Origin of the sequence: Pseudoalteromonas luteoviolacea NCIMB 1944, from assembly GCF_001625565.1 — a bacterium.
Classification (GTDB): Bacteria; Pseudomonadota; Gammaproteobacteria; order Enterobacterales; family Alteromonadaceae; genus Pseudoalteromonas; species Pseudoalteromonas luteoviolacea_F.
In genome coordinates, this window is the sequence record NZ_AUXS01000075.1 from 439,986 (window position 1) to 454,430 (window position 14,445).

Consider the following 14,445-nt stretch of genomic DNA (forward strand, 5'->3'; position numbering starts at 1 on the left):
GATAGAATTCAAATGATAAAACTAACAAATATTTCAAAGCACTATCGTACAGACGAAATCTTAACAACGGCTTTAAGTGATATAAATCTCTCTCTGCCTCAAGGGGAGTTTATGGCAATCATGGGGCCGTCTGGTTGTGGTAAATCTACACTTCTCAATGTTTTAGGCATGTTGGATACGCCTTCTGAAGGGAAGTATGAATTTATGGGCGAGGAGATCGCAAACTACAAAGAAAGCCAACTTGCCAAAATAAGAAAAGAGCATGTAGGTGTGGTTTTCCAAGAGTTTAATTTGATCGATGAGCTGTCGGTGATTGAAAATGTCGAAGTGGCTTTGCTGTATCACAAAATGCCCAAGGCAAAAAGAAGGGAACTGGCGCTAGAAATGCTGAAAAAAGTCGGCATGGATCATCGTATCAAGCACTATCCAGGACAACTCTCAGGAGGACAGCAGCAACGCGTTGCAATCGCACGCGCTTTAGTAAATAAGCCCAAGCTAATCGTTGCCGATGAGCCAACAGGTAATTTAGACAGCAACCTCGGTAGAGAGATCATGGAATTGATTTCTGATATCAATAAAACAGGTACTTCGGTGATCATGGTGACCCACTCAGAAGCACATGCCCAATATGCCAATCAAATTTTAACCTTGTTGGACGGCAAACTGGTTTCAGGCTCTCTTGAGCAAAGTATTGCGTGCTGATTTGGGTGACTCATGACGGTAGATACGATAGTTTTTTCACTTAAGCGACTTATACATAGCCCACTGTATTCTCTGCTAAATATTATTAGTTTGGGGATCGCGCTTGCCTGTGTTCTGTTAGTTGGACTGTATGTTAATGATGAGTTCGAATACGATGGATTTTGGCAGGATTCAGAGCGCATATACCGAGTCGAGATGAACCGCAGCTATAGCAATGGCGATCGGACTCACACACAATATACATTTGGGCCAATAGTTCCTTTAATCGAGAGTAACCAAGCTGAAGTTGAAAGTGCAACGCGATTTGGTCACTTTAACTTTTTGGTCTCTGCAAATGACAACCGATTTTATGAGAATTTGTTATTTACGGATCCAAGTGTCGTAGATGTTTTCGGCTTGGAGTTCACGGCAGGAGATGGAGCAAGTGCCTTCCAGCAGCCGAACTCTGTTGTCATCACAGAGACAATGGCAAACAAGTTATTTCCCAGTGGCAACGCATTGCATCAGATGGTGTGGTTGGATGGAAAACATCAAATGCAAGTCTCAGGTGTCATCGCAGACATCCCGAATAACTCTCACCTCACTTTTAGTTTATTTGCATCAATGGATAGTGCCAAACAAATGTATGGCGATCGCATAATAAACTGGGACTATGCAAACCAAAGCAGTTATTTAAAGTTAACAGCGGGGGCTGATCCTGATGCAATAGAACGGGAAATTACTCAGCTTGTTGCTGCTAATGCACCGGAGGCTCTCTCTACTAAAGTCGAGCTTAAACTAAAGCCCATCGCCAGTATTAACCTACTCGCACAAGACGGCAAAGGGTTACAGATAATTTATATTATTTCAGCGGTGGCGCTGGCGATTTTATTGATGGCGTGTGCAAATGTGGTGAATTTGGCAACCGCCAGAGGTGCGGAGCGTGCCAAAGAGCTGGGGATCAGAAAGGCTGTAGGGGCCAGCAGAAGGGATCTTTTTGCTCAATTTATAATTGAATCACTCATTCTTGCATTTTTTGCCTTACTGTTTGCGCTCATTGTGACTTATTACTTCCTACCACTTGTAAATGCCATGACACAAAAATCTATGGCGCTAGATTTATTGGGCAATATGGGACAAATCGGGTGGCTCGTATTTCTTTGTTTGGTCACCGGCTTACTATCAGGCGCGTATCCTGCGTTTATGTTATCTAAGTTTCAACCAGCACATGTACTCAAAGGTATGATGAGGTTTGGGCAGGGCTCAATGTGGGTGAGAAAGGCAATTGTGTTATTACAATTTGCAGTCTCCGTTGGCTTAGTCATCGTGACGTTGATCATATATAAACAAGTCAGCTTTATGAAAAATATGGACTTAAAGTTTGAAAAAGAAAATGTGGTGGTGATTGATAATATCCATTGGACCGATATTGCTCCCCACTACAAAACGCTTAAAGCTGAGCTTGAAAAACATCCTGATGTTTTGAGTGTCGGTGGTTCAACGGGCGTTCCGGCACGGGATTACAATTTGATGGGCACTTATGCCGTCAAAGGAGAAAGTGAAACAAGCGCCATCTCATTGAACAGACTTGATATGGACCACGGATTCTTTGAAAGCTATGACGTAAAGCTTTTGGCTGGTCGGTTATTTTCTATAGATCACCCGTCTGATTTGGTGGACCCCGGGCCGGACAGTGGTGCAAGTCAATTTAATATCATCATCAATGAATCGGCTATGCGAAAGCTTGGATTTGCCAGTGCTAATGAGGCCATCAACCAAAGCATAGATAGAATACAGCCTTCTCGTTTGCCTTTTTCTTTTAAAATTGTCGGTGTTGTAGAAGATTTTCATATGCTTGCAGGCCATGGGCCAATCAAACCCTACCTGTTTTTGGTGAAGACTAATGGCTTTGTCCATGCATCAGTAGAGTTGTCTGAAAGTGGGATTGCTGAAGGTTTGGCGCATATCGACAGCACATGGAATAGCGTCTATCCACAGTATCCAATCATTAGAACATTTATCGAGGACGATTTGGCACGAGGGTTTGAGCAATGGGAGAGCTATCGTGTGGTGATGGTCGCACTGGCTATTGTAACAACCATAATTTCTTGTTTTGGCGTATTTGGATTGGTGTCGTATTCAACGAAATACCAGAAAAAAGAAATCAGCGTACGTAAAGTGGTCGGCGCGTCTGCATGGGATATCACTGTGTTATTTAATCTCGGCTTTTTGAAACTACTACTGCTTGCTAATTTGCTTGCTTGGCCTGTTGCTTACATGTTTGCAAGTCGTTGGCTCAGTGAATTTAGTTATCGAATCACGCTGGAACCTTCATTGTTTGTGTATATCGGACTTGCTTCAGCGGCATTGACGACGCTCATAACAAGTTATCACACATACAAAATAGCGAATACAAAACCGGCTTTGGTCTTTCATACGAATTGATCAACCAAGTTTATGTATTGTTCAGTAGCAAAGGAAAGGCATAGTTTTTATGTGCAAGTACTTTGCTCTATGCCATTAAGTTGTACCACGACGAATAAGGCCAGCTTCAAATTCAATTTTAATAACAGATTTGTGGTTGTTATTTGGCGGGGTTCTAGGGAAAAGCAATGACATTGAATTCACTTATAAGCACAGGTTTTAATGTAAAAGAAAAAGCAAACAGTTTTGTTGATATCGTTAAATATTATGCTGAAGTTCAGCCCGAAAAATGCGCCTATCGCTTTTTAAAAAATGGTGAGGATTTAGCGCAAACACTTACTTATAGAGAGCTCGATAAAGATGCGCGTGCAATTGCCAGCAATTTGCAGGCGTGCGGCACCGTTGAACGTGCGATGTTAGTGTACTCACCGGGGCTTGAGTTTGTTAAAGCGTTTTTTGGATGCCTATATGCTGGAGTCGCCAGTGTGCCTGTTTATTTGCCATCAGCAAGGGCTGAAAGTTGGCAACGATTACGCGGCATTATGAATGACGCAGAAGTTCAAGCCATTTTACTCGACCCATCTTGTGTGGAGTCTGTGAACAAATGGTTATTTGCAGACGACGAGCAAGGTAAACCTCAGCTAATCACCACAAACTCGCTTGATGACAGCGCGGAAAATAACTGGGCCGAGCCCGTTTTTGATGCAGATAAATTAGCCTTTTTGCAATATACATCGGGCTCTACAGGGGCTCCAAAAGGGGTGATGGTCAGTCATGGGAACCTCCTGCACAACCAGTCTCTGATTGAAGCTAAGTTTTGTCACACTAACGAGTCCGTGGTCGTTGGCTGGTTACCTCAATACCACGATATGGGCTTAATAGGTAACATACTGCATCCAGTTTATATGGGCGCGACGTCGATCCTTATGTCGCCAGCTGCATTTTTGCAAAATCCGCTTCGTTGGCTAAAAGCCATAAGCCAATATCAGGCTAACACGAGTGGAGGACCAAATTTTGCCTTTGATTTATGTGTGCAGCGAGTCAGTGAGGCGGATAAAAAAACACTCGATTTAAGCTCTTGGGATGTAGCATTTAATGGTGCGGAACCCATTTCACCACAGACCCTTGAAAACTTTTATCAGGCATTTAAAGGTTGTGGTTTTAAACGGCAGGCATTCTATCCGTGTTACGGCCTAGCTGAGTCTACTTTAATGGTCAGCGGTGTTGAAAAAGCAGCCGAACCAGCAGTTGTACATCTGGACCGAAGCGCACTAGAAGACCACCATATAGTGATCAAATCAGCACCTGACGACGATACGTGTTCACTGGTGAGTTGTGGGGCAGTGGAAGCAGGCGTGACGTTACAAATAGTCAACCCAGATTCAGGCACGACAATTGAAGATGGTTCAGTTGGCGAAATATGGGTGAGTGGTGACAGCATTGGTCTTGGCTACTGGAAGCGAGAAGCCCTCAGTCAATCAGCGTTCTACGCGCAATTAGAAGGCTATCAAGCTCGTTTTTTGCGCACTGGTGATTTGGGTTTTGTACACAATGGGCAGGTCTTTGTGTCAGGCAGGTTAAAGGATTTGATTATTCTTAGGGGGAAAAACTACTACCCACAGGATCTCGAAGCCACAGCGCAATCAGTCAGTGCAGCATTAAAACCAGCCAGAGGCATTGCGTTTGTCGGTGAATCATCACTCCAAGGTGGCCAACCCGATGTTGTGCTTATACAGGAGGTAGAACGCACGTCATTGAGAAAAGTGAACTTCGCTCAGCTAGAGAAAAGTATCAAGCAGGCTATTTACAGCACCTTTGATTTGCACATTGAGGTGTTATTAGTGAAGCCTGGGCAAGTCCCGATTACTTCGAGTGGTAAAGTGAGGCGCTCACTGTGCAAAGCAAATTATCAACAGGATCAGTATCAGGGGTTGAACAAGACGCAAAACACCACGTCAAAGGGGAGCCATGAACCCCCGCATTGGCAGCCCAATACTGTGGTTGAGCACTTTATGTTTGACTGGTTGAAATTACATTTTGAGCAATCAGCACAACGCAATAGGCCATTACTAGATTATGGCATAGACTCGATGAAAGCAGCCCAGTTGCAATATGATATTGAAACTGAACTTGGCGTCATCTACCCGATGGAAAAGTTATTAAATACGTCAAATTTAGGGCAGTTGGTTGATGACCTCAGTGCACTGAAAGCGAAAGTTGACGAGCAGCACTCTCGATGTGTGCCAACAGAGTTCTCTGCGACCAAAGTAAATGGTGAGTTATCAACTCATCAGGCTATGTTCTGGCAGATTGATAATCAGTCCAGCAATACTGCTGCATTGAATTTATCGCTACCAATTTTAATCAGAGGCACATCTGAGCAGGCGTTTTGTGTCAATATTTTTAGGCAGGCATTTGATACTTTAATTGCGCAGCAACCGATTCTGCGTACCGTATATCAAGAGCAGTCAGGTGAGGCCAAACAAGTCGTAAAGCCTCTGTGTGAGTTCAAAGAGGTATTAGCTTATCAAGATGCTACACAGTGGAGTCGCGAAGCGTTAAATGCGCAAATACAGGCGTTGGCTACACAACCGTTTGATTTGAAAGACGGCCCGGTTTTTAGAGCAACGATATTTGCTAGAAATAACGGGACTGTTTTGTTCCACTTTGTGGCTCATCACATTGCGATGGATGCCTGGTCTATACAAAAATGCATACAGCAGGTAGCAAAAAATTATGCATTGCTCTTAGCTGGCAAGCAACCAGAGCCAGTTGTTTCTGATGTAAGCTACCTTGATTATTGCCACAGGCAATCAAGCGATAGCATGCAGCAAGAGTATGCAGAGTCGGCGCGTTTTTGGCATAGAGAATTCGAGGGATTCTCAGAGGTGACGGAATTACCCACGGACAGAAAGAGCCCAAAAGTGTTTAACTTTGAAGGTGGTAACTTCGACGTGAAACTGCCAGATAGACTGCGCGGCGACCTATATACACTGGCAAAGCGCCAGGGAGTGACTCCCTATACGCTGCTATTGAGTGCTTTTAATGTCTTGCTTCACAAGTTTATGGGCAATGAGGATATTGTTGTTGGCACGCCGATCTCTCAGCGACCTATGGTTGACTGTGCTGAAGTGGCTGGATGTTTCGTCGATGTAAAACCTGTACGTACCAAAATATATGGAGATATGCAGTTTAATGACTTGCTTAAGAGTGTTAAGAACACTTTTCTATCAGTATTAGAAAACAAGTGCTATCCATCACAACGTATTTTTGAGTTACCGCAGTTAAGAGACGCGTTGCGCGCCGCGAATATATTCCCTAACGTACGATTTTCCTTGCAAAAAGCGCCCGACCTTAAGTCAGTGAGTGAGTTCTTTTTGGCAACAAGTGGCGCAAATATCAATTTGCATGGGCTCGAGCTTTCATCTTATGAAGCGCCAAGCCAGATTGCACAGGCTGAGTTAGCACTTACTGTAGTGGAGTGCTCAGAAAAAGTGTGGCTGCGTTTTAATTACAGTACACAGCTGTTTGAGCAAGATACGGTGGAGTATTTGGCAAAATGCTTCGTGCAAATTATTGCGTCGCTCACTCATGATTCAGAGCAGTCTATTGATCAAATTGTGCTACCTCGAAGAGATAATGTAGAGCAACAGCTGGCAGTGGCAAATGGTCAAGAGGCTTCACTCACAGTTAAAGGTGTGCATCAATTATTTGAACGACAAGTCGCTGTGCGACCGGATGCAATTGCGGTTGTTTGCGCACAACAGCGAGTCACTTATTCAGAATTGAATCACATGGCAAATGCGATTGCGCACACGCTGTTGTCACACAACTTAGCACCAGAAAGTACCGTCGCCATTTGTATGCAGCGTTCGGTAGAAATGGTTGCGGCGTTTCTTGGCGGGTTAAAAGCGCGTGCCTGTTGTGTGCTCATTGAGCCGACGACTCCGCGCGAGCGTCGCGAACATATTTTGGCAGACTCAAATGCTAAATTTATGCTCGTAGATAAAGCAACTAAGTCAGTCAATAGTGGTGAGCAGCTGACTGAGATAATTGTCGATGACAATTTATTTGAGAGTGTGGAAAAGTATCAAAATCCAGACTTGCCAGTCTCTGACACAGATGCTGCGTATGTGATTTATACGTCAGGTTCAACAGGAAAACCAAAAGGTGTGGTGGGGATCCACAAAGGGATGATCAATAGAACTCAGTGGATGATAGAAACCTTTAATGCAAGCCACCTTGATGTTGTTTTACATTGTACGCCATTTAATTTTGTACGCGCTGAACGAGAGGTGTGTTTCGCACTCGGCGCTGGGGCTCAATTGGTTGTGTTGCAGCAGAATGCACTGAATGAGCCCGCAGCGTTTATGCAAGCAATGCAAACACACAAGGTGACATTCACAGCCACCTCGCCAGCGCATATTAAAACGCTTTTGGACCACGATAAGCAGGCTTTTTCTCGCTTGGTGCCGCCCAGACATTGGTTTATTGGTGCAGATGTTTTAGACCATACCTTGGTTTCTAAACTGCAATCTATGCACAGTAATATGACACTCAGTTATTTCTACGGCTCAACGGAAACAACCTCTGATGTGAGCTGTTTTACAGTGCCTAAAAACTACCAAGGTGGCGCGTTCACGACGCCGATTGGGCAGCCTTTAACAAATACCCAGCTCTACATTTTAGACAAGGCCCTTAACCCAGTCCCGAGCGGTGGCAAAGGTGAGCTATACGTGGCAGGTGATCAAATCTCCAGAGGGTATTTAAATGCCAGTGAATTGACTGAGCAGAAGTACATCGACAACCCGTTTTCTTCTGCAAAGCAGCGGCTCTATCGCACTGGGGATTTGGCAAGGCAGCTTAGCAATGGAGATATCATTATTCTGGGAAGAAAGGATTCCCAAGTTAATTTAAATGGCTTCCGTATTGATTTATCCGAAGTGGAACACGGCATTTATCGTCTTGAAAGCGTAAAAGATGTCGCTGTTCGTTTGCATCAAGAAAGTGCAGAAAAGCAATACATAGTTGCCTATGTGGTAATGAGCTGTGACATGCAAACACAAGCTCAAGAAGAGATCACATTGCGCCAGCATGCTCAGAGTATCTTCAATGAGTATATGCAACCCAGTGTGTATGTGTTTGTAGAGCAACTGCCAAGAACCGAGCTTGGAAAGCTTGACCACAGGCGCCTTCCTGATCCTTCAGTCGCTTTGGAGCAAGCCAGAGCGGCAAACTATATGGCACCTGAGAACGAGTTAGAAGTGCTTTTAGTTGATATTTGGCAAGAAGTATTACAGCTAGAACAGGTGGGCGTAGAAGATAATTTTTATCAGCTCGGGGGCAATTCATTACTCAGTGTAAAAATTGTGGCGGAAATAGAGGAGCATGTGGGTATCAGAGTGACGTTAAAAGCGTTTTTTGACGCTTTGACTATTAGGGCGTTAGCGGAAAAAATTCTGACTATCGCGATGCAAGAGATGCCGCAGGAGAGCGAGTTTTAAAGCTTGTTGGTAGCCCGTAGCAAAGCTGTAAAGCTCTGTAGCAGGGGGGATTGAGTCACGGATGCAAGCCGTGGCTTAAGCAAAGTTGTGTAGTATCAGATTAAATGCGAATTAAAAAAATGAAAAATAATAAAAACTTAGTTGGCAAGTTCTCGGGGTTGTCTAAAGAACAACAGAACAACTTTTTGGCTCAACTAAAAAAAAAAGCATTTCAAAGTGAATCATCGCAAAAAAGCGAAGTTTCAAGGGTGTCTCAAACGCAATTAGCCAAGGGCATTGCGCTGTCATATTCTCAGCAGCGCCTGTGGTTTATAGATAAATTAGAGGGAGCGGATAAAGCCAGCTACAACATGCCTGTGGCTGTAGGCCTGAAAGGCAAGGTTAGTATGGCATCAATACGCCGTGCTCTTACGGCAATTGTTGACAGGCATGCTGTGCTTCGCAGCCGCATAATTATGCAAAATGGCCAGCCGCGCCAAGTGATAGATCCCCAGTTTGCGTTGAACATAGAGGTGACGGTCGTCACCGACGCGCAGCTACAATCTGCTTTGTATGATTTTGCGAGCGAACCCTTTGAGTTGGAAAAAGGCAACCTTTTCAAAGCTGAGGTGTTTAAACTGAGCGATGAAAACTATGTGCTCTGTTTAAACATGCATCATATTGTTTCCGACGGGTGGTCATTAGAGGTAATCAAAAAAGAGTTTATTCACTATTATCGTTCAGAAGCTCCGTTGCCAGCACTTGAGGCACAGTTTCACGACTTCGCCCATTGGCAGCGCCAGCCAGCGCAAGACGATGCAATTAAGTCAGGTCTGGCGTTTTGGGCTAAGTCCTTGACTGGACTGCCTGATTACCTGCCTCTGCCAACGTGCTATGAGCGACCAGCTGTATTGACCGAACAGGGCAGTATTTATCGTGACTCGTTGGCGATGGAAGTTCGCGACCAAATCGAGCTTTTCAGTCGTTCACACCAAGTGTCGACATTTGTAACCTTGATGTCGGTGTTCAATGTCCTATTGAATCGCTATACCAATGCTTGTGATATTGCTGTAGGTACGCCTGTGGCAAATCGTCAGCTTAAATCAATTGAATCAAACATCGGCTTGTTTGTGAATACCCTAGTAGTTCGAAACCAAGTTGATCCATCAGTCAGTTTTTCGACGCTATTGCAAAACGTGAATAGTGTTATTAGGACGGCTTTTGAGCATCAGAGTACGCCGTTTGAAAAAGTTGTTGAACATCTTAAGCCAAATCGGAGCCAGAGTTACACACCGCTGTTCCAAGTTATGTTGGTATATCAAGACTTTCCTTCCGCTGTGGCGCTAGAGCTGGATGGCCTGACAATGACACAAATCCCGATATCAAGTGCCACGTCAAAATTTGATTTGACCTTATTTGTCCAGCGCGAGCCCACGGGTTTTAATTTGAGGCTTGAATACAATACTGCGCTGTTTGATGAAGACTACATTGCACAGTTCACTAATCACTATAAACAGCTTGTGATTAAATTATGCAGTGAGCCTGAGCTTAAAATAGGTGCAGTCCCGCTACTAACGGACCATGAAAATGAACTAATCGCACAGCGGCAAGGCAAGCGTTGTGACCGCTATCAAAAACATTCACTTGTCTCACTTATTCGTGAGCAGGTTAAATGCCGTCCAAATGCCACCGCGGTCAGAGTCGGCACGGATTCAATTACCTTTGAACAACTGTACTGTGATGCATTGCAAATATCCAAACTGCTAAACAATGCGCAACTGGCAAGCAATGCCATTGTGGCCATTGCAATCAGCTCAGGTTGGCGGCAAATCACAGCTGTGCTGGGGACGCTGATCTCGGGGTTCACTTTTGTCCCCATAGATACCTCGCTGCCAACTCGGCGTCAGCAACAAATTTTAACCTTATCTGGTGCGAGCATGATGTTGGTTGAAGAGATTGTTGAATGCTCAAGCATTACTCAGGTCATAGTAGAGGAGTTCACCGATAGCGCCAATATCAGTCTTGATGTGGCTGCAAAGACAAATGATTTGGCCTGTATTGTATTTGAAGCAGATGAATGTAGCTCAGAGCCTAAAGGCATTCCAATCACACAAAGTAGCATTATAAATTCAATATTAGATGTTAACGAACAATTGTCTGTGACCCATGAAGACTCGACTCTTGCGGTTTCTGAGTTTGATTGTGAGTATTCGATATTCGAGCGATTTAGCACTTTAGTCAGCGGTGGGTGTGTGGTGATGCTCAATCAGGCAGACCTAAAGAGTCCAACAGCGTGGGCTCGCGCACTCCGTAACCATGATATTACGACTTGGCATTCATCGCCTTACAAAATGGCCGCTTTATTAGCGTACCTTCAAAGCAGTCATGTCACGTTGCCAACAGCCCTCAATAAGCTGTGCTTGGTTGCACAGCACATAGACCAGAAGCTGTTAACGCGTATAGAGACATGGAATGACCAATTATTGATATATGGCTTTGAAGGGCCATCCGAAGCGGCGAGTTGGTCGCTGTTAAGGTGTTATGGCAAAAAAGGGCAGGTAAACAAACTCAATGTATTGAGCAATCAACAAGTACATATATTTAACTCGGCATTAGAAGCCTGCCCCCAACTAGTTAACGGCGCTGTGTATCGCAGCGGGTGCGGCGTCGCGGATGCATACTGGAATAAAGCATCGACAGTAGATACGCGATTTGTCGTTCATCCTTGCACCACAGAACGGTTGTTCAAAAGCGGAGAAATTGGTCGCAGACTGGCGAGTGGGGAGTTGGAAATAAACCAATACAATCAGCAAAAGGTGATAATAAACGGCCGACCTACCAGCTTAATCGAAGTACAAAGTGTGTTGGATACGCATAGGTATGTGTTGGCATCCAAAGTCGATGTCGTTCGCAGTCACAGTGGAGGTGATGTGTTAGTTGCAACTGCTGCAACCAGTGCAGCGCTCACCAAGTCTGATTTATATCGCTACTTACGCAGCAGGCTTCCTCACTACATGGTCCCACGATATTACAACATCGGCAGTGTTTTAGAGACAGAACCCTTTGAATATACAGAGCAATTACTGAAAGGATTGCAGGTGAATAGCCAGTTTGTCGGGGCGAGAACGCCACTGGAAAAACATGTGAACCGCATTTGGCGCAGGGTACTGGAAGAGGATCAAATCAGTATCAACGATAGGTTCACTGAGCTGGGAGGCACGTCGATGCAAGCCATTAAGATTGTTAATGAAATCAATGCCGCTTTTGAAACAAAGGTAACGCTCAAAGAGTTTTTTAGAAGCGAATCGATAGCGGCTTTGGCGGGCTTACTTAGCCGTGCGGCTTAATGGACAGTGTACTGTGCATGGTACAAAACACAATTCGATTGAATTTAAGCGCTGCGTGACAGCGACAAGTTATTGAGGTGATTGATTTGTTTAATTCACTAAAAGAGAAGCACCCACTGCTATCACGGCTGAGTGCATGGATTTTATTTCCCCTATTGGCAATATGTCTGGCGATGTATCTTTGGTTAAGTTCAGGTATGCCAACTGCCAACTCGGTTGTTGAGGTGGCAGGTGAGCATGGCACCGCCGTTATTTCCAGAAGTGAGTGGGGAGTGCCAACTATCTCTGCAAAACAAGATTTGGCCGCTTTTTTTGCCCTGGGTCTGGCACACGCACAAGATAGGTTGTGGCAAATGGACTATCAACGTCGGCTTGGCAAAGGACGGTTGGCTGAAATACTGGGAGTCTCTGCACTCCCTAGTGACAAACTAATGAGAACCTTGGCTTTAAATACGGCCGCAGAGCTGGCGTTAAATGGCCTGTCCGACAAAACGCGTGCAATTTTGAACGCATATGCAGATGGGGTGAATCAGGGGATATCGACACTTAAGGTGAAGCCGATTGAATTTTATTATTATGACATTGACATCGATCTCTGGTCTGAGTCTGACTCACTGCTGTTAATTAAGTTAATGGCGATGAATTTAGGCGCAAATTATCAACAGGAGTTATCGAACACGATTGTAGTTAAGCATTTAGGAAGCGGCAAAGCACGTGAATTATTGGGGATCAATATTGCTCCTGCGCACGATATGCCAGCATCAGCGCAAGAGTTAGCTGCACTTAGCGAATTTTATAAGAAGATTGAGCGTCAATATCATTCTACATGGGAGGGCGTTGGTAGTAATGCTTGGGTCGTGTCTGGTCGACATACCGAGTCAAGTCTTCCAATATTGAGTGGCGATCCACACCTGCGATTACAGCTGCCAACAACTTTTTATTTGGCAAAATTACAAGGGGATCTTATTGATGTAACAGGTGCGACAATCCCAGGTGTGCCGGCAGTTATTTTTGGACACAATAGGCATATAGCATGGTCTGGGGTCAACTTAGCGGCAGACGTGCAAGACATTTATTTGGAGCGCCAACATCAGGTTAATGAAAACCTCTTTGAGTACGAAGGTGCATGGCTTAAAGCCAATATCAAGGTTGAAGAAATAGCGGTCGCTCAGCAGTTCCCGGAGTTTTTGCGCGCGCCATATAAACCCTTAAAGTGGCAGGTGCGTTCAACCTCAAATGGCCCTTTGCTGAGCGATGTATTTGGTTCCGATCGTCACTTTTCACTGAAATGGTCGGTATTGGATCCGGTTGATACCAGCTTGCAAAGCTTTTTAGAAGTTAACTACGCGCGTGATCAGCAAGCATTTAGCCTTGCGCTTGAGCAGCATCATGCACCTGCACTGGCATTTGTGTATGGCGATGTTGCAGATAACATTGGGCTATTTACCGCAGGTAAGATACCAATTCGTCACGATGCAAATGGTCAGTTACCAGTGCCGGGGTGGACTGCTCAATATCAGTGGCAAGGCTATGTGCCATTTGAAGAGATGCCACAACAAATTAACCCAGAGTCGGGGATCCTAGTTACCGCGAACAACCAGATGCATGGACCCGCTTATCCCCATATCATATCCAACAATTGGCAACCAGATTTTCGAGCTCAACGCATTGGTGATTTGCTGACCCAGCATATTCAAGAAAATAACAAGTTGTCGCTTGGCGATATGGCAGCAATTCAGTCAGATGTGTATGCAATTCACGCTGAAAAAGTGGTGGCGTTTTTGCTTCAATCGGTTGCAAAAACATCGGCGCAGGATGAGTTGGTTAATGTACTGAAAGACTGGGACATGGAAATGTCGGCGCACAGCGCAGGGGCGGTTATTTTCAGAGCATGGTCGCGGCACTTTAATAGTCGCATCATTGGTGATGAATTAAAGGTGCAATTTAGCTACCCCAATAGGATGTCCGTTTTGGATGGTCTCAGTGCGAGCTATCAAGCTGAATTCATTGCGACTGTAATAAATGGCGCGCATCGCGCTTGGTGTGACGATGTCACCACAGAGGTAATTGAAAGCTGCGAAAAAATGGCTCAGCTGTCTTTGATTGATGCAAAAGATGAACTTGAATTGATGCTTGGGGGTAACCCAAAGTCGTGGCAATGGCAGGATATGCACAAGGTGACGATCCCGCATTCAACCTTTTCACAACATCCATTTTTAGCAAAGTTTTTTAATCAGGAACATGCCACTCAAGGGGGACTGTACACGGTAAATGTCGCTGGTGGCTCGTACTCAAAAGATGAAGGTTACATTAAGCACATGGGGGCAACTTATCGACAGTTAATCGACTTAGGTGCGCTATCCGATACGCAATTTATTCTCGATACGGGGCAATCAGGGCACCTGTTTAGCCCGCACTATACAGATATGGTGGAGATGTTTGAGCGTGGAGAGTATGTATCGATAGGCCAAGGTGAACTTGGTCAAACTCTGGATACGGGAGAAAAGTAA

The 14,445-nt window shown here is 44.8% G+C and carries 5 protein-coding genes; all 5 read left to right on the forward strand.

Features of this window, described 5'->3' with window-relative positions; translation table 11 throughout:
- Nucleotides 1-12 precede the first annotated feature (12 nt).
- On the forward strand, nucleotides 13-702 hold the full coding sequence (locus N483_RS24320; protein WP_023398728.1) for an ABC transporter ATP-binding protein: 690 nt from the start codon (nucleotides 13-15) through the stop codon (nucleotides 700-702).
- A gap of 12 nt (nucleotides 703-714) precedes the next feature.
- Nucleotides 715-3,126 carry an ABC transporter permease gene (locus N483_RS24325; protein ID WP_023398729.1) on the forward strand — a complete coding sequence of 804 codons (2,412 nt, stop codon included), beginning with the start codon at nucleotides 715-717 and terminating at the stop codon, nucleotides 3,124-3,126.
- 167 nt (nucleotides 3,127-3,293) lie between these two features.
- Nucleotides 3,294-8,609: a non-ribosomal peptide synthetase gene (locus tag N483_RS24330; RefSeq protein ID WP_023398730.1), complete on the forward strand. Its 5,316-nt coding sequence runs from the start codon at nucleotides 3,294-3,296 to the stop codon at nucleotides 8,607-8,609.
- Between the two features lie 119 nt (nucleotides 8,610-8,728).
- On the forward strand, nucleotides 8,729-11,935 hold the full coding sequence (locus tag N483_RS24335; RefSeq protein ID WP_023398731.1) for a non-ribosomal peptide synthetase: 3,207 nt from the start codon (nucleotides 8,729-8,731) through the stop codon (nucleotides 11,933-11,935).
- 86 nt (nucleotides 11,936-12,021) lie between these two features.
- Nucleotides 12,022-14,445, forward strand: a complete 2,424-nt coding sequence (locus tag N483_RS24340; RefSeq protein ID WP_023398732.1) for a penicillin acylase family protein — start codon at nucleotides 12,022-12,024, stop codon at nucleotides 14,443-14,445.